We start from the raw sequence: 17,605 nt of genomic DNA, 5'->3' as shown, positions 1-17,605 counted from the left end.
TCATCTCACAACGGCGTGCCGAGCCGGCGACGGCGCGGGAACAGCACGAGGCCGAGGCCCCAGAAGCCGGCGCGCATCACCAGCGACAGGATGATGTAGAGCACGGCGACGATGATGTAGGTCTCGAACGCGCGATAGGTGTCCGACTGGATGTAGTTGGCGACCGCCGTGAGCTCCTCGGCCGAGATCTGCGAGCAGACCGAGGAGGCCAGCATCAACAGCACGAACTGGCTGGTCAGCGCCGGATAGACCTTCTCGATCGCCGGCAGCAAAATGATGTGCCAGTAGATCTGCAGGCGCGACAGCGCCAGCCCTTCGGCGGCCTCGATCTGTCCGCGCGGGATCGCCTCGAAGCCGGCGCGCATGATCTCGGCGGTGTAGGCGCCGACATTGATTGTCAGCGCGGCCACCGCCACGGTGAAGGCCGAGAGTTTCAGGCCCAGGCTGGCGAGGCCGAAATAGACCAGGAAGATCTGTACCAGCAGCGGAGTGTTGCGGATCGTTTCGACGTAGACCTTGCAGGCGCCCGCGATCAGTGCGTTGTGCGAGCCGCGGCCGACGGCCGCGAGCGTGCCGAACAGGGCGCCGAGCACGGTCGCAAAAGCCGCCAACTCCAGCGTCAGCGCCGCGCCGCCGAGAAAATTCGGCCAACGCTCCAGCACTGCGGGGAAGTCGAGTTGGAGGTTCATCGTATCGGGGTCAGCCGGTGGTCTGGTTGGTCATGCGGTCGTACACGCGGAACAGCGCCTGGTTGCCGTTGTTGCCCTCGCCATGCGCGCGGGCATCGACATATTGGCTGGTGACGAGCGCCGTGCCGGGCAGCGGCACGCTCAGCGCCTGCGCATGCTCCTGCACCAGGCGAAGGTCCTTGAGCTGCAGATCGATCCGGAAGCCGGCGGAGACGTCGCCCGCGATCATCGCGGGGCCGAGCTTGTCGAGCATCCAGGAGGCGGCGGAGCCGCCGAGCAGAACCCGGCGCAGCAGATTGAGATCGAGGCCCGACGCGCGCCCGAGCGCCAGCGCCTCGCAGATCGCCTGGATGTTGATACCGCAGATCAGCTGATTGCAGAGCTTGACGGTCTGCCCGGCGCCGGACGCGCCGACATGGGTGATGGTGGTGCCCATCGCGCGGAAGAACGGCTCGGCCTGCGCGAAGGCGTTCCCATCGCCGCCGGCCATGATGGAGAGCGCGGCATTCTTGGCGCCCACGGGGCCGCCGGAGACCGGCGCGTCGATGAAGTTGACTCCGATTTTTTGCAGGTCGGCATGGATGCGGCGGACCGCGACCGGCGAGATCGTGCTCATGTCGACGATGAGCTTGCCTGATGGCGGCGACTTCAGCAGCCCGTGCTCGCCGTAAACGGTCGCCTCGACATGAGGCGTGTCGGGCAGCATGGTGATGACGATGTCGGCGCCTTGCGCGGCATCGGCCGGGCTGTTGGCGCGAACCGCGCCTTCCTTGACGCTGTCGGCCAGGGCGGCTTCGTTCAGATCGAAAACGCGAACCGCGTGGCCGGCCATCAGGAGGTTGCGCACCATCTCGCGGCCCATCGTGCCGATGCCGATGAAGCCGACGCTGCCCTTGTCATTCCGTCCCATGTTGTTCGTCCACTTTTTTTGGTTAGTCCGCGATCAGCCTGAAGCGCTGGTCTTGTCGATGTCGCCGACGACGGCGCGCCTGCGGAATTCGTCGCCGATGGCAAAATGCTTGCGCAGAGTCGCATCCGCTCGCTCAGGGTCGCGCGCGATGATCGCGTCGAAGATGCGCCGGTGGTCGTCGATCAGGTACGTCTTCATCGACGGGAAGGCCTGCACCAGTTCGCGGCGCCTGCGATGCGAATGCGTCAGCAGACCCGCCAGCGAACCATGCAGGACCGTCAAGGTCTCCGAATGCGAGGCCACGACGATGGCGCGGTGGAATTCGAAGTCGGCCATGCCGCCGGCGTCGGCCTCGTCGATGGTGTCGCCGATCTTGGCCAGCGCGCGCTGCAGCCGTTCGAAATCGGCAATGTTGGCGCGCTCGCAGGCAAGCCGGATCGCCTGGCATTCGATCGCGACGCGCGCCTGCATGACGTCGTCGAGCATGTCCGCCTGCTGGGCGAGCGCGAAGGTGAAGAAGTCGTTCAGCACCGAGACGTCCGGCCGCGTCACCACGGTGCCGATGCGGTCGCGGATCTCGACGATGCCGAGCACGGTGAGGGCGCGCAGCGCCTCGCGGACGATCGGCCGGCTGACGCCGAGCAACGTTGCCAGCTCGCGCTCGGAGATCAGGCGGTCGCCGGGTTTCAGCGAGCCCGCAAGCAGGCGCTCGCGCAGGAAGGCGAACACCTTCTCGAACCCCTTTTCGCCTTCAGCGGCTCGCTTGAGCTCCATCCCGGTCTCTTTTGGTCTGATCGTGGTCAGACCAGTAAGATAACCAGAGCGGGCGCGTCAAGGGCCTTGGTTAACGCCCGATGTCGCAGGCGAGCCCAATCCGACCGGTTCCCCGGCCGGATCTTTCAAGTTTGAAGCGTATTGATCGGAGCGCCCGTCAGAATGTGAGCTTGCGATGCCCGATCACTCGTTCTTCTCCGCGCTCGACCGCCATGCGGTGCTGAGCGGATCAGACAACGGTTTCCCCTGGTACGCCGGCGCGATGCTCGCTTTCGAGGCGGGCGAAGTGGTGCGGCTGCGCTGCGAGAAGCTCAGCCATGGCGACGAGGCGGCCGGGCACGAAGCCGTGCTGATGGTCAGCGAGAAGATCGCCGCGGCGTTCGAGGCGACCGCCAGCCTGCTTGCCGGCGCAACGCCCGCGGCCGTCGTGCAGCGCTATCGTGAGCATGTCGCCGCGAACGCCAAGCGGCTGTCCGCGAACGAGGCCTCCTGACGAGCCGTCGCTGCTGACAGCATGTTGGCAGCAGGGGCCGGCTACGACCATCTCCTGACAAAACGGAGAGCGGATCATGCCGATCGAGGCAAGCTGTCATTGCGGTGAGACGGTGTTCGAGGTGACAGAGGCGCCTTCGAACGTGACGCGCTGCACCTGCTCGCTCTGCGCCAAGCGCGGCGTGCTGTGGGCTTATTACACCCCGGCGCAGTTTCGTCTGCTGTCACCGCCGGACAACGTCGCGACCTATCTCTGGGGCAGCCGCACGGTCAAACATCATTTCTGCGCAAGCTGCGGCTGCGGCACTTATTCGGAGTCGCCGGACTGGTCGAGCGGCAAGCCCGATTTCGACAATCCCAAGGTCGCGGTGAACGCGCGTCTGTTCGACGATTTCGACCTCGACGCCGTGCCGGTGAACATGATCGACGGCAGGAATTTGTGGTGAGCATGTAGGGCAGGACTATTGCGGGCGTTGACCGTACGAGATTTTGCAGGGTGGATTAGCGGAGCTTAATCCACCGCGGTCGTATCCGCAGAAACAGAAGAGGTGGGATAGCCCTGCAGGATCAACGCTACTTCAGCACCACCCACGCCGGCGCGTGATCGCTGGCGCCATCCTCGCCGCGAACCTTCTTGTCGACTCCGGCTTTCGCCAGCCGTGAGACGAGGGCAGGGCTGAGCAGGAGATGGTCTAGCCGCAGGCCCGCATCACGCGGCCAGCGGTTTCGCTTGTAGTCCCAGAACGTGTAGATGCGTTTCTGAGGATGCAGCTCGCGGATCGCATCGCACCAGCCTTGTTCGATGAGCGAGGTGAACGCCGCACGGCTCTTGGGCTGGATCAGGGCATCCTTGTCCCATGAGCGCGTCGGATAGATGTCGATCGTATCAGGCGCGACGTTGTAGTCGCCGGCGAGCACGACGGGCAGGTCCTGCTTGATGAAGCTCCTGGCGTGGCGCTTGAGGCGCGCGAACCAGTCGAGCTTGTAGTCGAATTTCGGACCTGGCTGCGGATTGCCGTTCGGCAGATAGATGCTGGTGACGATGATTCCGCGTACCGCGGCCTCGATGTAGCGCGCCTCGTGATCGTCAGGCTTTCCGGGCAGGCGATCGCGAGTCAGCACAGGTTCCGCATTGCGGGCGAGGATGGCGACGCCGTTCCAGGTTTTCTGTCCACACCAGACCGCGCCATAGCCGGCCTTTTCGATCGCGGCCGCCGGAAATTCGCCATCACTTGCCTTCAGTTCCTGAAGCGCGACGACATCCGGCTTTGCCGCGCGCAGCCATGCCAACAGATTGGGCAGGCGGCGATTGATGTTGTTGATGTTGAATGTCGCAATCTTCATGTAGAGCTAGCGCTTCTGCCTTCCGTCACCGGAGATCCAATGTCCAAGTTGAACTTTGCGGCTTTCATCGTCGTTGTCGCGATCTCCGGAGCGGCTTCGGCACAATCGTCCGATCCGCGCGGTGCGTGCAAGACAGACTATGACAAATTCTGCGCCGGCATCGCGCCGGGCGGCGGCAAGATTATCGCCTGCCTCAACGCCAAGCGCGACCAGCTCAGCGAGTCCTGCAAGACGGCGCTCGACGGCCGGAAGAAGAAGTAGGCTTTCCCTCTCGTGTCCCGGACGCGCGTAGCGCGAGCCGGGACCTAGAAGGCGACACTGTACACTGTTGAGAGATGGGCCCCGGCTCTGCAGCGCACCGCTGAAGGAGCGCTGCGCTGCGTCCGGGGCACGCGCGCTTCCGTCAGGACGGCAGCGGCGGCGGGTTCGCGGGTTGCTCGATCGGCGGCGGGGCGGGCGGCTGCTCGGCGGCTTGCGCGGGCTCCGGTTTTGCGAGTGGCTCCACCACGTTGCCGCCCTTGTAGATTCGGGCGTAGCGGTGGCCGAGGCTGGTCAGCACCTCGTAGCCGATGGTGCCGAAATGATGCGCGAGCTCGTCGACGGTGATGCCTTCTCCGATCAGCGTCACCAAATGGCCGCGCCGCGCCGCATTGGGCGGCAGGTCGGTGATGTCGATCGCGATCAGATCCATGGACACGCGGCCCGCGACCGGGCAGCGCTTGCCCGCGACGATCACTTCGGCGCCGCGGGTGCCGTCATTGGAGCTGGCGGCGCGGAAATAGCCGTCGGCATAGCCAACCGCGATGATCGCGAGCTTGGTTGGCCTGCGTGCCGTCCAGGTGCCGCCATAGCCGACGGTCTCGCCGCGCTCGACGTTGCGGATCTGCACGATGCGCGCCTTGAGGTCCACGACCGGCTGCATCGGGTTGTCAGCCTCCGGCGTCGGATTGATGCCGTAGAGCGCTGCGCCCGGCCGCACCAGGTCGAACTGGAACGGAGCGCCGAGGAAAACGCCTGACGAATTGGCAAGCGCTGCCGGCACGCCGGAGAATTCGCTGGCGATGCTGCGGAAGGCTGCGAGCTGCTTGGCATTGACGGGATTGTTGAGCTGTTCTGCCGAGACCAGATGGCTCATGACCAGCGTGATGCCGTGGTCGCCGGCATTGATGCGGGGAATGATCGCCTGCGCTTCGGCAAGCGTCAGCCCCAGCCGGTTCATGCCGGTGTCGATGTGGATCGCTGCGCCCCCGCTCCAGCCGGTGCGGCGGCAGAAAACGTCCCATTCGGCGAGTTCGTTGAGATCGCCGATCACCGGCCGGCAATTGATGCTGGCGTAGTGTTCGCCGGTGTTCTGGAAATAGCCTCCGAGCACATAGATTGCGGCTTCCGGCACGGCCCCGCGCACCTTGCGGGCTTCCTCGATGGTGGCGACGAAGAAGGTCTTGCAGCCGGCCTTGCTGAGGGCCCGCGAGACCTGCTCAGCGCCGCAGCCATAGGCGTCGGCCTTTATCACCGCCGAGCATTCGGCCGGCACCGCCGTCTTCTCGAGCTTGCGCCAGTTGGCGATGATGGCGTCGAGATCGACGGTGAGCACGCCGCCATAGGCTGCGAGCGCGGCGGCCTGATTGGCCTCCGCGGAGAGGAGGCCGGATTGCGGGATCATTTTCGGGTCGGACGCCATTGTCATGGCGCCGTTTTACGCAAGAGGCAGGCCTGGTTCAAGGAACTCAGTAGTCGTTGCCGCTACGATCCGGCAATTGAGCGTCAGATGCGAGGTCGCCGAACCGCGTGACCGAGGCTTCGAAGGCCAGATCGACGGTGCCGGTCGGGCCGTGGCGCTGCTTGCCGATGATGACTTCGGCCTTTCCGTGCGCAAGACTCATGTCAAGCTGCCACTTCTCGTGTTCAGGCGTGCCCGGGCGCGGCTCCTTCATGGCGAGGTAATATTCCTCGCGGTAAACGAACAGCACGACGTCGGCGTCCTGCTCGATCGAGCCCGATTCACGCAAGTCGGAGAGCTGCGGCCGCTTGTCGTCGCGCGATTCCACCTGACGCGAGAGCTGCGACAGCGCGATCACAGGGACGTTGAGCTCCTTGGCCAGCGCTTTCAGGCTGGTCGTGATCTCCGTGATTTCCTGGACGCGGTTGTCGCTCCGCTTGCCCGAGCCCGACAACAGCTGGATGTAGTCGATCACGAGGAGATCGAGGCCCTTCTGGCGCTTGAGCCGGCGGGCTCGCGCCATCAGCTGCGCGATCGACAGGCCGCCGGTCGCGTCGACATAGAAAGGCAGCGATTGCAGCTCGATCGAAACGTTGCGGATCTTCTCGAAATCGCCTTCCGTGATGCCGCCACGGCGGATGTGGGAGGAGGGAATGCCGGTGCGCTCGGCCACGATACGCGTGGCGAGCTGGTCGGCCGACATTTCGCAGGAGAAGAAGCCGATCACGCCGCCATTGGCGGCCTTCGTGGTGCCATCCGCCTGGATCTCGGGAACATAGGCTTGCGCGACGTTGTAGGCGATGTTGGTCGCCAGCGACGTCTTGCCCATGCCCGGGCGTCCGGCCACGATGATGAGATCGGAGTGCTGCAGGCCGCCCATCTTGGTGTCGAGGTCGCGCATACCCGTCGAGATGCCCGACAGCTTGCCGTCGCGCTGGAACGCCTTTGCGGCGAGATCGACGGCAACCGCCAGCGCTTGCGAGAACTTCTGGAAGCCGCCGTCATAGCGGCCGGATTCGGCGAGCTCGTACAGCCGGCGCTCGGCGTCCTCGATCTGCGCCCGCGGCGCGAAGTCGACCGGCGCGTCATAGGCGACATTGACCATGTCCTCGCCGATGCCGATCAGGTCGCGGCGCAATGCCAGATCGTAGACGGTGCGGCCGTAGTCCTGGGCGTTGATGATGGTGGTCGCTTCGGCGGCGAGGCGCGCCAGATATTGCCCGATGGTCATACCGCCGACGTCGGTGTCGGCGGGGAGGAACGTCTTCAGCGTGACAGGCGTGGCGATCTTGCCCATCCGGATCAGGCTGCCGGCGGTCTCGTAGATGGTCTGATGCAATGGCTCGAAATAATGCTTCGGCTCCAGGAAGTCGGAGACGCGATAGAAGGCGTCGTTGTTGACCAGGATCGCGCCCAGAAGGCTCTGCTCCGCCTCGATATTATGCGGCGCACTCCGGTAGGCAGGAGTTCCGGGCTCGGGCGCGAGCTTGAGGACGTTCGAATCAGTGAGGGCCATGGTCGAGCGATAGCAATTTTCTGGGGCGGATGCGGGGCCGGGATAAAGCGCCGACTGACGCCGAAGCGGAAGTGAAAGCTGGTCGCTATCAACCGATCATTAAAATGGTGGATGATTGGCAGCCGCAGCACGCGCCACGCTTGACGGATTTTCACGGAACTCGCGCGCGGCCGCAAGGCGCCGCGACCGCGCCGCGGAAAAATCCGGATGACATGAACCTGGTGGATTGGCGCGCAGACGTATCGATAAGCGCGCGAAGTGCCGCACGCGGGGAGCTCTCGGCTCGGGTTCAGACCAGCAGGAGGTAGACCAGCGCGACCAAGGCCGCTCCGACGCCGGTGGCGATCAGGGCGTAATCGGTGCGGAGGTCGTCCTGCACGTCGAATGAGGTTTGGCTCTGCTTGCTCATGGCGACGGTCTAAGCCAGGCCCGACAAGACTTGTGTGAAACAGATCACATCTCCCCGGATTCTTTCGGGGGTACGGTCGGAACAGGTAGGTGGGCAGGGGATTACCCAAAGGGCCCGCCACCGGGGAGACGAGGCAAGCAATGCGGCCAGAACGGCAGCACCAGATATGGCGAAGCGAGGCCGGCAGCCGGCTTTGGCTGTCGGGGCTGATCGCTGCCATGCAATATGCCGAGCAGCCCGAGATCCGCCGCGAGCCGATTGGAGCCGAAACCCTCGTTCGGTTGCGGGCGCACTTGGCCCTGACGGCGTCTTTTCCGCTTTCCACCCTACGTCACTAGGGATTTATTTACCTTCCCACGTCGGCTTGGAGCCGCCGTCGAACGGGCGCGGCTGGGCAGCCGCCGCACCGTGGCTAGCGACGATGAGCCGCTTTCCGGCGAGGCCGCGCCGTCGGGTAAGGCTTCCGCCGCTCGAACGATTTGCCGCGCTATTGCGCTGTGTTCACAGCCGATATTCCAGAACCGCTTAATCACATCCTTGCGCATGGAGGCTGCTTCCATTCGCGGCTCAATCCGCTAAAAGGTGACCGCCGCCGCGCCGGATGCCGGCTGCATTCGCGTAAGTTCAATGGAGATGATGGGAATGTCGAGCCGAGCGCTCAGCTTCGCGACGGTAGTGCTTCTGATCGGCTTCGGCGCGACCGACTCCGCTCTTGCGCAAGCGACGAACCTCGAGGCCGGCAAGGCCCCATCCCAGCTGTTCGCGCAGACCTGCAACGTTTGCCACAAGAGCCCGAGGGGGCTGCTGAAGACAGTCGCGCCTGGGTCGCTGCCGGGTTTCCTGCGTCAGCACTACACGACCAGCTCCGACATGGCCGGCGTGCTGGCGTCCTACCTCGTCTCCAACGGCGCCACCGACACCCGCTACCAGGCCAAGGACGGCAAGGACAAGAAGGACGGGGCCAAGGAAGCCAATACCAATCCCGCGCAGGCGCCTGAGCATCAGGGCCGCCGCCAGCGATCGCAGGACGCCGCCAAGCCGGAGGGCGAGGGCACGGCTCCCGCCGCCGAGGGCGCGCGCCAGAAGCGTGCTGCACAGCCGGCCGAGGAAGGATTGAAGGACGGCGCGAAGCCCGAGGCCGCGCCCGAAGGCCGCAAGGCCAAGCGCCGCGGCAAATCCGGGACCGAGGAGGCGCCGAAGGTCGACGCCGCCGCGCCGGCCATTCAGGACAAGAAGAGCGAGCCGAAGGCGGAGGCCAAACCCGAGACCGCGAAGGTCGAGCCCGGACGCGACGAAGCCAAGCCCGACACCGCCAAGGCGGCCGAGAAGCCCGCTGAGTCCAAGCCTTCCGAGTCCAAGCCTGCTGAGACCAAGCCGGACAGCGCCAAGGTCGAGCCGCGCAGCGGCGAAGCTCCCGCGCTGCGGCCCGATCCGGTCCCGCAGGTGACGCCCGCAGCTCCGGCCGCCGCCAAGCCCGCCGAGCCCAAGCCCGCCGAGCCCAAGCCGGCGGAAGAGGCTGCTCCCAAGCCGGCCGCGTCTGTCGCGCCCCCCGAGCCGGCGGCCAAGCTGCCGGAACCGGCGCCGCCGGCAACTGCTGCAGCCTCGCCTCCGGCGGAGTCGTCGGGACCACCCGCGCCGCCGATTTCGCGCTAGAGCGGTTCATCGATTAATTGAATCGGGAGGGATTCCGTCGGGCGACGGTTTGTGATTCAAGATGTTGGCTGGATCGGAGGCCAGCATCGAATGGTCCGACCTCTTTCGAATGATCTTCGTGAACGAGCCGTGAAGGCGGTGGAATCCGGCGAGAGTTGCCATGCTGTGGCGGCCCGGTTCGATGTTGCAGTGTCTTCCGTCGTGAAGTGGCGGCAGCGCTATCGTGCGACGGGTTCGGTGGCGCCGGGCAAGATGGGCGGTCACCGTAAGCGGGTTCTGGAGCCGCATCGAGCGTTCATCGTGGAGCGGATCAGGCAGACGCCACATCTAACGCTGCACGGGCTGAAGGACGAACTTGCCGCGCGAGGCGTGAAGGTCTCACACCATGCGGTATGGACCTTCCTGCGACGCGAAGGTCTCAGCTTCAAAAAAAACACTGTTCGCCCTTGAGCAGGGCCGCGCTGACGTCGCGAGGCGCAGGCAGCGCTGGCGCAGCTTGCAGGATCGCCTCGATCCAAACCGCCTGGTGTTCATCGACGAGACCTGGATCAAGACCAACATGGCCCCGCTGCGCGGCTGGGGATCCAAGGGCGAGCGGTTACGCGGCTTTGCGCCGCACGGTCACTGGCGAACCCTGACCTTCCTGGGTGCCCTACGCTCTGACCAGCTTACTGCGCCTTGCGTGTTCGACGGACCGATCAACGGCGAAAGCTTCCGCGCCTATGTTGAACAGCAACTCGTCAAAGTGCTCAAACCGGGCGACATCGTCGTCATGGATAATCTCGGTAGCCACAAGTCGCCGACCGTCCGGCAGATGATCCGGAAAGCCGGCGCAAGGTTGTGGTACCTGCCGCCGTACTCCCCGGACCTCAACCCGATCGAGCAAGTCTTCGCCAAGATCAAGCATTGGATGCGCGTCTCACAGAAACGCACGATCGACGACGCCTGCGACCACATCGGCCATCTCGTCAGAAGCCTTCTACCCGGCGAATGCAGCAACTACTTCGCGAACGCCGGATACGCTTCCATCAAAAAATGAAACGCTCTAGGCCAAGCCACGTTCTCCGACCGACAATGCGAGGGCCGCTGATCGCGGCCTTCGCATCGTCTTGACCCTGAGTAGAGTGTTACTCTAGAGTAATACTCTAGGAGGCATCGATGATGACGAGCGTGCGCGAGGACCTGTTGGCGGCCGGGCTTGTCGTATTCGACCGCGTTGGCTTCGAAGCCGCGACGGTGGCTGCGATCCGCACCCGGGCGCGCGCCTCCAACGGCAGCTTCTTTCATGCCTTCGGATCGAAGAAGGAGCTCGCGGGGGCGCTTTTCCTGGAGGTGCTCAGGCACTATCACGCCGCGGTACTGGCCGCGCTCGATCCCGTGCCTGATGCAGCGCAGGGCATTGATCGCCTGGTCCGGGCACATCTCGAGTGGGTCACCTCGAGCCGGCGCGAGGCCCGCTATCTCTTCGAGATATCGCGCAGCGAATGGGGCGAGGACGTGCGAGATGCCCAGCGCGCGCAGAATGCGCGGCTCGCCGAGGGCATCGAGCGTTGGCGCGCGCCGCTGGTTGCCGGCGGCGAGCTGCTGCCGATGACGCCCGTGATGTTCGTCAGCCAGCTGATCGGCCCGGCGCAGATCTTCTGCCGCGCGTTCCTCTCGGGGCGCGATCGCTCCGATCCGCGTGCCGAAGCGGACACGTTGGTCGCCTGCGCCACTCGCGCGCTGGTGCCGCCCGAGCGCATCAGGAAACGATAAGGAGAGGTGTCATGCGAAACGAAGCTGATCCCGAATTCGCAGCCGTAGCCGAACGCATCCACGCCAATGTCGGCCGGCAAGGTTTCATGAATTTGGTCGGCGCCGAACTCTCGGACCTCGCGCGCGGCAAATGCACGATCGCGGTGGATCGCCGGCCGGAGCTGCTCCAGCAGCATGGTTTTTTCCACGGCGGCGTCACCGCCTTCCTGGTCGACAACGCCACGACGATTGCAGCGGCGACCTCGCGCGGCCAGCCGGCGCTGACGGCGGAATACAAGCTCAATCTGTTGTCGCCCGCGGTGGGCGAGAAGCTGATCTGCCGGGCCAGGGTGATCAAGCCGGGCCGCCAGGTCTCCGTTGTCGCCGCGGACGTGTTCTGCGTCAGCGACGGCGTCGAGAAGCACACGGCAACGGCGCTGGCCTCGATCGCGATGCTGAGCGAAGACGTCGCCGACAAAACGAAAAGCCCGGCCGCCTGAGGCGACCGGGCTTCGCAGCCTGCGTTTGAGCGAGGCTTACTTCTCGGTCTCTTCCGCAGCCGGGGCCGGCTCGTCGTCCCCCTGAGCTTCCGGATCGAAGAACTCGCCGGCGGCGGCGATCGCCTCGGCGGCCGCATCGCGGTCCTCGTTGCGGGTCGAGATGTCCTCGCCGCGGTTGATGCGCTCGGCCTCGTCCTGGCTGCGCGCAACCGTGACGCTGATCTGGACTTCGACCTCGGGGTGGATGGCAACAGTGATGGAGCGCTTGCCGATGACCTTGATCGGTGCGTCGAGCTGGACCTGCGGGCGGGACAGCGAGATGCCGTCAGCTTCGAACGCGACGACGATGTCGCGCACGTTGACCGAGCCGAACAGCTGGCCGGCTTCCGAGGCCTGACGGATCACGATGATGTTCTTGCCCTCGATCTTCTCGGCGACCTTGGACGCCTCGCCCTTGGACTGAAGGTTGCGAGCCTCGAGGTCGGCCTTCATGCCTTCGTACTTGGCCTTGTTGTCGGCGGTGGCACGCAGCGCCTTGCCGCGCTTGAGCAGGAAATTGCGGGCGTAACCGTCGCGGACCTTCACGACTTCGCCCATCTGGCCGAGCTTGCTCACGCGTTCCAGCAAAATGACTTCCATATTCTTTCTCCTTTGATGTGTTGAGTGTGGATTGTCGAACTTGAACTCAAGCGGTTGGCAGCGGCGGCGGCTGCCTGCTGCGCAGGAAGCGCTCGCGGAAACCGAACACGGCGTCCGCCATGCCCAGGATCACCATCGCGATCACCGGCCAGCCGAACACCACGACGACGGCGTAGGCCGAGCCGAGCCAGAAGGTGCGGCTCTTCAGCGCCAGCGTCAGCGTATGCAGGACGGCAAAGCCGGTGAACGCATAGCCCATCATCAGCGCCGCCGCGGTGATCTGCGCGGCGATCGCGAGCAGCCCGCCGGTGAAGCAGAAGGCGAGCGCGACGCAGAGCCCGACCAGCGTCATCGGCGGCAGCTCCGCCGTCATCATGTCCGGCCAGGGACGCAGCAGCCGGCCCGACGTCGCCGTGATCTTGGCGCCGAGCCAGAGATTGAGCGTGAGCGTCATCATCGCGACGATGGTGGCGGCACCCGGGGCGATGCGCACCATCGCGTCGACGAACTGGCTGACTTCGCCTGATGTCTGCGGATCGGTGGCGCGGAGGAGGCGCATCAACCCGCGCCGCAGCGTGCCGGTGATGGTCTCGACGTCGGTGCCGAGCGTGAGCAGTGCGGCGATCGTGGTCAGCGTGGCGAAGCCCGCGATCCACAGCAGGATGCGGCCGACCGGATACCATTCGAGCTCGGGTTGCACCGGCGGCTCGGTGGCGGCGGCTGGCGTGACGGGTCCTACCGGCCGGCTCAGCAGCACGAGATGGCCGAGCCACCAGGCCGGCAGTGCGACGGTGACGGCAAAGATGATGCAGTAGGGCAGGCCGAACAGGGCGCCTAGGCCAATCGCGGCAGCGATGCCGCCGACGCTGGCGCAAAGCGGTCCCCAGCCGATCGCGGCGACCATCAGCGGCAGCGGGGCGAGATAGAACAGGACGAGCGAGATCAGCGCGCCAGAAACGATCGAGGCGAACATCAGGGCCGACGCAGCGCCGGCGATCAGGGCTATCAGTCCAAAAGCCATCATCAGCTGTCCCGCTCCCTTCGAGCGGTTAGAGGCGTCTCGCCCCAACCATCGGCGACCGGACGACCCGGAAGCCTTATGAGATCAAAGCATGATCCGGAAAAGTGTGTAGCGGTTTTCCGAATAGATCATGCTCAAACGACAACCCAAAACGCGATGAATCATCATCGCGTTTTGGTGTGCGGCCGGCGGCGATGTCGCCGCCGGCCGGATTCGCCTTAGCGAATGACGTAGGGCAGCAGGCCCAGGAACCGCGCGCGCTTGATGGCGCGGGCGAGCTCACGCTGCTTCTTCGCAGACACCGCGGTGATGCGGCTCGGCACGATCTTGCCGCGCTCGGAGACGTAACGCATCAGGAGCTTGGAGTCCTTGTAGTCGATCTTCGGAGCATTCGCGCCCGTGAACGGGCAGCTCTTGCGGCGACGGAAAAACGGACGGCGTGCACCAGCTTCAGCCATTGATCTTACTCCGCATCCGTCGTCGTGGTGGTTTCAGCTTCGTCGCGCGGACGGCGCGGGCCGCGATCGCCGCGGAAGCCGCCGCCGTCGCGATCACCGCCACGGAAACCGCCCTCGCGGTCGCCACGGAAGCCACCGCCTTCGCGATCGCCACGGAAGCCGCCGCCGCGGTCGTCACGCTCGCGGTCGCGATCAGCCTTGCGCATCATCGCGGACGGGCCTTCTTCGAGCTCTTCGACGCGGACGCTGAGATAGCGGATCACGTCTTCGCTGATGCGCTCCTGGCGCTCGATCTCGGCGATGGCCGCGGACGGCGCGTCGATGTTGAGCAGCACGAAGTGCGCCTTGCGGTTCTTGTTCATGCGGTAGGTGAGGGAGCGAACGCCCCAGTTCTCGGTCTTGGTGACCTTGCCGCCGAGACCCTCGACGATGCCGGTCATCTGCGCAGTCAGCTCTTCGACCTGCTGCGTGCTCGCGTCTTGGCGCGCGAGAAAAACATGCTCATAGAGAGCCATGGAAGTCCTTTCCTCATGTTGGCGCATCGCCCGGCGTCAAGCCCTTAAGAGGCCTTCGGAAAGGACTCTGGGATTAAGCTCAGAAGGCGGAAACACGGGACGACGGGTCGACTGGCCCTGCCACACCAAAATCACGAATGATTTGCTGAGACCGTCCGTTCAGCTCCCGGCCGGGGTCTGCGGATGCGCGCCTTATACGGATTTTGGCTGGCTTTGCAAGGTTGCCGGGCGGGTTTTCGGTCCAGATCGCCCTCGGCGGCCCGGCCACCCCTATATCCCCTAGTACCACATCGGCTTGATTTATTTGTTTGTACGGCATACAAATAAATCAGGTAGAGGACACAATGGCCAAAAAGCCGGTCCATGAACCGCTTGAGGCGGCTGGCGACCCCAGGCATGCCGCGCGGGCCACGCGCTCCGCCGGTCGCAAGATGCGGTCGCTGCTGCTGGACGCGGCGAGCCCGCTGTTCCGGGAGCGCGGGCTGTCCGGGACCGCGATCACCGATATCGCGGCCGCCGTGAACGCGTTCCCGAGCCAGATCACCTATTACTTCCGCACCAAGGAGGCGCTGTTCGTGGAATGCGCCTGCCGCGAACTGCTGTATCTGGCGCGGGCGACCGAACAGGCGGCGCTGAAGGCGCATACGCCACGGGACTACACGCGCGCGCTGGCCGAGACCGTGACGGCGAGCGATTCGGTCGCCTTCTTCGCCGAGGCGCTGGCGCTGACGCGGCGCCGCCAGGATCTCGCGCCGCTGGTCGAGCGCACCATCGAGCGCCTGCACAGCGAGGGCGCGCGCGCCTATGCGAGCCAGGTCGCGCGCCACGGCTGGCGCTCCCTGCGCGCGCCCGACGAAAGCTCGCGGCGGTTCTGGGCCGTCGCCATCGGAATCATTCTCGAAGGCTACGCCATGGGCCGTTCGCCCGAGGCGCTCTGTGCCGAGATGCTGCGCGTGCTGGGCGAGCAGGCGAAGACCGCCGGCGACATTGCGCGCCTGCGTCTCGTCGACGAGCGCGGTGCATCAGGCAATTCGAATGAGGAGGGTTGAGCCATGACCGCGCTTCGCATGCGTGCCCGCGACTTCCTGACCGACGGCCAGCTCGCCGACGTGCGCCAGCGCGTGACCTGGAAGGGCGTTGCGTTGATCGCGCACGCCTGGGCGCTGATCATAGGCGCGATCGCTTTGGTCGCGTGGTGGCCCAATCCGCTGACCTATGTTTTCGCGGTCGCAATCATCGGTTCGCGCCAGCTCGGACTTGCGATCCTGATGCATGACGGCGCGCATGGCTGTCTGTCCGCCGACGAGAAGACCAATCTGGCGCTGAGCCAGTGGTTCTGCGCCTATCCGGTTTTCGCCGAGACCCGCGCCTATCGGCGCTATCATCTGCAGCATCATGCGCGCACCCAGCAGGAAGACGATCCCGATCTCGTGCTGTCGGCGCCGTTTCCGATCACGAAGCTGAGCTATCGCCGCAAGTTCATCCGCGACATCACCGGGCAGACCGGCTACCAGCAGCGCAAGGCGCAATTGCTCAATGCGCTTGGACCGAACGACTGGCCGTTGCGGCAGCGCGCGGCGCATTTTTGGGAGAAGCTCGGTCCGCAATGTCTCGTCAACGCCGCGATGTTCGCAGCGCTTGCGGCGGCCGGCGTGTGGTGGGCCTATCCGCTGCTATGGCTGGTGCCGCTCCTGACCTGGATGATGGTCATCACCCGCATCCGCAACATCGCCGAGCATGCTGTCGTCCCTGATAGCAGCGATCCCCTGCGCAACACCCGCACCACGCATGCCAATATTCTCGAGCGTCTGTTCATCGCGCCTTACTACGTGAACTATCACCTCGAGCATCACCTGCTGTTCTACGTTCCCTGCTACAATCTGCCCAAGGTCCATCGCCTGCTCAGCGAGAGCCGACATGCCGACCGCATGGAAGTGCAGCCGAGCTATGGCGCCGTGCTTCGGCTCGCGACCGCTAAGCCCGACCGGGATGACCGTCCGGGGCAATTGGTGAGCAGCGCGCGGCGCGCGCGGGCAGGCGCGGCGGTCGATGCCAATCAGGCCAATGGTGGATTTTGAGGGGCCGCATCCCCAGTTGAATGGGGGCCGAAGTTCCTATCTTGGCTTGACATTCCGGCCCCGGACAGTGTCTACGGCCCCCTTTGGAGCATGATCCGGAACCATGGCCCAAGGAACCTCGGCCTTCGGCCGTGCGTCATCGGTTGCCGGTTTCTCGCAGGGATCACGCCCGACAAGCAGGGAGCGCCGATGACGGCAGCATTCACATTTCCGGGGCAGGGGTCCCAGGCGGTCGGCATGGGCAAGGCCCTGGCCGACGCGTTTCCGGCGGCGCGCGCCGTGTTCGACGAGGTCGATGCCGCGCTCGGCGAGAAGCTGACGGCCATCGTTTGGGATGGTCCGGCCGAAAGGCTCCAGCTCACTGAAAACGCCCAGCCGGCGCTGATGGCCGTATCCGTCGCAACCCTGCGCGTCCTTGAGGCTGAAGCCGGTTTTTCCGTCGGGCGGGACGCGGCTTTCGTCGCCGGTCACTCGCTCGGTGAATATTCGGCGCTGGCCGCCGCCGGCAGCTTGACGATTTTCGATACCGCGCGGCTGCTTCGCACCCGCGGTCTCGCAATGCAGAAGGCCGTTCCGGTTGGCGTCGGCGCGATGGCCGCGTTGCTCGGCCTCGACTACGAGACCGCCATCGCGGTCGCGAGCGAGGCGGCGCAGGGCCAGGTCTGCCAGGCCGCCAACGACAATGGCGGCGGGCAAGTGGTCGTCTCCGGCGACAAGGCCGCGGTCGATCGCGCCGTCGAGATCGCCAAGACCAAGGGCGCCAAGCGCGCGATGCTGCTGCCGGTGTCCGCACCGTTCCATTGCAAGCTGATGCAGCCCGCCGCGGATGCCATGGCGGAGGCGCTGGCCAAGGTCACGATCATGGCGCCGGCCGCTCCGCTGGTGTCGAACGTGCTGGCGAGCGCGATCACCGATCCCGACGAGATCCGCCGCCGTCTGGTCGAGCAAGTCACCGGCACGGTGCGCTGGCGCGAGTCGGTTGCCTATATGGCGGGGCAGGGCGTCACCCGCTTCTTCGAGATCGGAGCCGGCAAGGTGCTGACCGGCCTCGTCAAGCGCATTGCGGACGGCGCCGTCGGCGTTGCGGTCGGCGGACCGAATGACATTGCCGCCGCCAAGGATGCATTGGCCGCTGCGAAGCAGGCCTAGAGGA

General features: G+C 65.3%; 19 protein-coding genes and 1 pseudogene. 10 read left to right on the top strand and 10 right to left on the bottom strand.

The genetic code is table 11. The features are described from left to right. Positions 1–5: 5 nt before the first annotated feature. From F8237_RS01300 to F8237_RS01290, 3 genes and pseudogenes are all read right to left on the bottom strand, one after another. A complete protein-coding gene (locus F8237_RS01300) occupies positions 6–689 on the bottom strand; it encodes an amino acid ABC transporter permease (protein ID WP_151642037.1) in 684 nt (227 codons plus the stop codon). A 10-nt stretch (positions 690–699) separates the two neighbouring features. After that, positions 700–1,611 (bottom strand): annotated as a pseudogene (locus F8237_RS01295) (NAD(P)-dependent oxidoreductase); the annotation flags it as partial. A gap of 21 nt (positions 1,612–1,632) precedes the next feature. Next, entirely contained in the window at positions 1,633–2,373 is a 741-nt protein-coding gene (locus tag F8237_RS01290; RefSeq protein ID WP_151642035.1) for a FadR/GntR family transcriptional regulator, read from the bottom strand. A gap of 175 nt (positions 2,374–2,548) precedes the next feature. On the opposite strand from F8237_RS01290, the gene F8237_RS01285 reads away from it, so the two are divergent. Then, complete coding sequence (locus tag F8237_RS01285; protein ID WP_151642034.1) at positions 2,549–2,866, top strand: hypothetical protein; 318 nt, start codon at positions 2,549–2,551, stop codon at positions 2,864–2,866. 76 nt (positions 2,867–2,942) lie between these two features. Next, on the top strand, positions 2,943–3,311 hold the full coding sequence (locus F8237_RS01280; RefSeq protein ID WP_151642033.1) for a GFA family protein: 369 nt from the start codon (positions 2,943–2,945) through the stop codon (positions 3,309–3,311). A 127-nt stretch (positions 3,312–3,438) separates the two neighbouring features. On the opposite strand, the gene F8237_RS01275 is transcribed toward F8237_RS01280, so the two are convergent. Further along, entirely contained in the window at positions 3,439–4,209 is a 771-nt protein-coding gene (locus F8237_RS01275) for an exodeoxyribonuclease III (RefSeq protein WP_151642032.1), read from the bottom strand. 39 nt (positions 4,210–4,248) lie between these two features. Here F8237_RS01275 and F8237_RS01270 point away from each other — a divergent pair, with 39 nt between their 5' ends. Next, a complete protein-coding gene (locus F8237_RS01270) occupies positions 4,249–4,470 on the top strand; it encodes a cysteine rich repeat-containing protein (RefSeq protein ID WP_151642031.1) in 222 nt (73 codons plus the stop codon). Positions 4,471–4,612: 142 nt separating this feature from the next. Here F8237_RS01270 and alr read toward each other — a convergent pair whose 3' ends face one another. Beyond that, complete coding sequence (alr, locus tag F8237_RS01260; RefSeq protein WP_162006339.1) at positions 4,613–5,890, bottom strand: alanine racemase; 1,278 nt, start codon at positions 5,888–5,890, stop codon at positions 4,613–4,615. Between the two features lie 46 nt (positions 5,891–5,936). Continuing rightward, entirely contained in the window at positions 5,937–7,445 is a 1,509-nt protein-coding gene (locus tag F8237_RS01255) for a replicative DNA helicase (protein ID WP_151642029.1), read from the bottom strand. Positions 7,446–8,496: 1,051 nt separating this feature from the next. On the opposite strand from F8237_RS01255, the gene F8237_RS01245 reads away from it, so the two are divergent. From F8237_RS01245 to F8237_RS01230, 4 genes are all read left to right on the top strand, one after another. Next, on the top strand, positions 8,497–9,507 hold the full coding sequence (locus tag F8237_RS01245) for a hypothetical protein (protein WP_162005831.1): 1,011 nt from the start codon (positions 8,497–8,499) through the stop codon (positions 9,505–9,507). Positions 9,508–9,597: 90 nt separating this feature from the next. After that, positions 9,598–10,546 (top strand): IS630 family transposase gene (locus tag F8237_RS01240; protein ID WP_151642027.1). Its coding sequence is split into 2 segments (ribosomal slippage): positions 9,598–9,933 and positions 9,935–10,546, totalling 948 coding nucleotides; the frame shifts between segments, so codons are not numbered across the junction. A gap of 119 nt (positions 10,547–10,665) precedes the next feature. Beyond that, a complete protein-coding gene (locus tag F8237_RS01235; protein ID WP_151642026.1) occupies positions 10,666–11,262 on the top strand; it encodes a TetR/AcrR family transcriptional regulator in 597 nt (198 codons plus the stop codon). Positions 11,263–11,273: 11 nt separating this feature from the next. Beyond that, positions 11,274–11,741 (top strand): PaaI family thioesterase, encoded by a 468-nt coding sequence (locus F8237_RS01230; RefSeq protein WP_151642025.1) that lies wholly within the window; start codon positions 11,274–11,276, stop codon positions 11,739–11,741. A gap of 36 nt (positions 11,742–11,777) precedes the next feature. On the opposite strand, the gene rplI is transcribed toward F8237_RS01230, so the two are convergent. The 4 genes from rplI to rpsF form a co-directional block, all read right to left on the bottom strand. Next, positions 11,778–12,380, bottom strand: a complete 603-nt coding sequence (gene rplI, locus F8237_RS01225; protein ID WP_151642024.1) for a 50S ribosomal protein L9 — start codon at positions 12,378–12,380, stop codon at positions 11,778–11,780. 46 nt (positions 12,381–12,426) lie between these two features. Further along, positions 12,427–13,404, bottom strand: coding sequence for a YybS family protein (locus tag F8237_RS01220; protein WP_151642023.1), 978 nt, complete (start codon positions 13,402–13,404; stop codon positions 12,427–12,429). Positions 13,405–13,619: 215 nt separating this feature from the next. Further along, entirely contained in the window at positions 13,620–13,859 is a 240-nt protein-coding gene (rpsR, locus tag F8237_RS01215; protein WP_007592020.1) for a 30S ribosomal protein S18, read from the bottom strand. A 5-nt stretch (positions 13,860–13,864) separates the two neighbouring features. Continuing rightward, complete coding sequence (gene rpsF, locus F8237_RS01210; RefSeq protein WP_151642022.1) at positions 13,865–14,374, bottom strand: 30S ribosomal protein S6; 510 nt, start codon at positions 14,372–14,374, stop codon at positions 13,865–13,867. Positions 14,375–14,718: 344 nt separating this feature from the next. Here rpsF and F8237_RS01205 point away from each other — a divergent pair, with 344 nt between their 5' ends. The 3 genes from F8237_RS01205 to fabD all read left to right on the top strand — a co-directional run bounded on the left by F8237_RS01205 (position 14,719) and on the right by fabD (position 17,601). Continuing rightward, complete coding sequence (locus tag F8237_RS01205) at positions 14,719–15,423, top strand: TetR/AcrR family transcriptional regulator C-terminal domain-containing protein (RefSeq protein WP_151642021.1); 705 nt, start codon at positions 14,719–14,721, stop codon at positions 15,421–15,423. A 3-nt stretch (positions 15,424–15,426) separates the two neighbouring features. Further along, positions 15,427–16,452 (top strand): fatty acid desaturase family protein, encoded by a 1,026-nt coding sequence (locus tag F8237_RS01200; RefSeq protein ID WP_151642020.1) that lies wholly within the window; start codon positions 15,427–15,429, stop codon positions 16,450–16,452. Between the two features lie 189 nt (positions 16,453–16,641). Further along, positions 16,642–17,601 carry an ACP S-malonyltransferase gene (fabD, locus tag F8237_RS01195; RefSeq protein WP_151642019.1) on the top strand — a complete coding sequence of 320 codons (960 nt, stop codon included), beginning with the start codon at positions 16,642–16,644 and terminating at the stop codon, positions 17,599–17,601. Positions 17,602–17,605: the final 4 nt, after the last annotated feature.

It is taken from the genome of Bradyrhizobium betae, assembly GCF_008932115.1.
GTDB classification, from domain to species: domain Bacteria; phylum Pseudomonadota; class Alphaproteobacteria; order Rhizobiales; family Xanthobacteraceae; genus Bradyrhizobium; species Bradyrhizobium betae.
This window is presented reverse-complemented; position numbering and strand designations above follow the sequence as displayed.

Coding starts and splice junctions, on each gene's coding strand:
- F8237_RS01300 (WP_151642037.1), bottom strand. CDS start 689: ATGAACCTCCAACTCGACTTCCCCGCAGTGCTGGAGCGTTGGCCGAAT.
- F8237_RS01290 (WP_151642035.1), bottom strand. CDS start 2,373: ATGGAGCTCAAGCGAGCCGCTGAAGGCGAAAAGGGGTTCGAGAAGGTG.
- F8237_RS01285 (WP_151642034.1), top strand. CDS start 2,549: ATGCCCGATCACTCGTTCTTCTCCGCGCTCGACCGCCATGCGGTGCTG.
- F8237_RS01280 (WP_151642033.1), top strand. CDS start 2,943: ATGCCGATCGAGGCAAGCTGTCATTGCGGTGAGACGGTGTTCGAGGTG.
- F8237_RS01275 (WP_151642032.1), bottom strand. CDS start 4,209: ATGAAGATTGCGACATTCAACATCAACAACATCAATCGCCGCCTGCCC.
- F8237_RS01270 (WP_151642031.1), top strand. CDS start 4,249: ATGTCCAAGTTGAACTTTGCGGCTTTCATCGTCGTTGTCGCGATCTCC.
- alr (WP_162006339.1), bottom strand. CDS start 5,890: ATGGCGTCCGACCCGAAAATGATCCCGCAATCCGGCCTCCTCTCCGCG.
- F8237_RS01255 (WP_151642029.1), bottom strand. CDS start 7,445: ATGGCCCTCACTGATTCGAACGTCCTCAAGCTCGCGCCCGAGCCCGGA.
- F8237_RS01245 (WP_162005831.1), top strand. CDS start 8,497: ATGTCGAGCCGAGCGCTCAGCTTCGCGACGGTAGTGCTTCTGATCGGC.
- F8237_RS01235 (WP_151642026.1), top strand. CDS start 10,666: ATGATGACGAGCGTGCGCGAGGACCTGTTGGCGGCCGGGCTTGTCGTA.
- F8237_RS01230 (WP_151642025.1), top strand. CDS start 11,274: ATGCGAAACGAAGCTGATCCCGAATTCGCAGCCGTAGCCGAACGCATC.
- rplI (WP_151642024.1), bottom strand. CDS start 12,380: ATGGAAGTCATTTTGCTGGAACGCGTGAGCAAGCTCGGCCAGATGGGC.
- F8237_RS01220 (WP_151642023.1), bottom strand. CDS start 13,404: ATGATGGCTTTTGGACTGATAGCCCTGATCGCCGGCGCTGCGTCGGCC.
- rpsR (WP_007592020.1), bottom strand. CDS start 13,859: ATGGCTGAAGCTGGTGCACGCCGTCCGTTTTTCCGTCGCCGCAAGAGC.
- rpsF (WP_151642022.1), bottom strand. CDS start 14,374: ATGGCTCTCTATGAGCATGTTTTTCTCGCGCGCCAAGACGCGAGCACG.
- F8237_RS01205 (WP_151642021.1), top strand. CDS start 14,719: ATGGCCAAAAAGCCGGTCCATGAACCGCTTGAGGCGGCTGGCGACCCC.
- F8237_RS01200 (WP_151642020.1), top strand. CDS start 15,427: ATGACCGCGCTTCGCATGCGTGCCCGCGACTTCCTGACCGACGGCCAG.
- fabD (WP_151642019.1), top strand. CDS start 16,642: ATGACGGCAGCATTCACATTTCCGGGGCAGGGGTCCCAGGCGGTCGGC.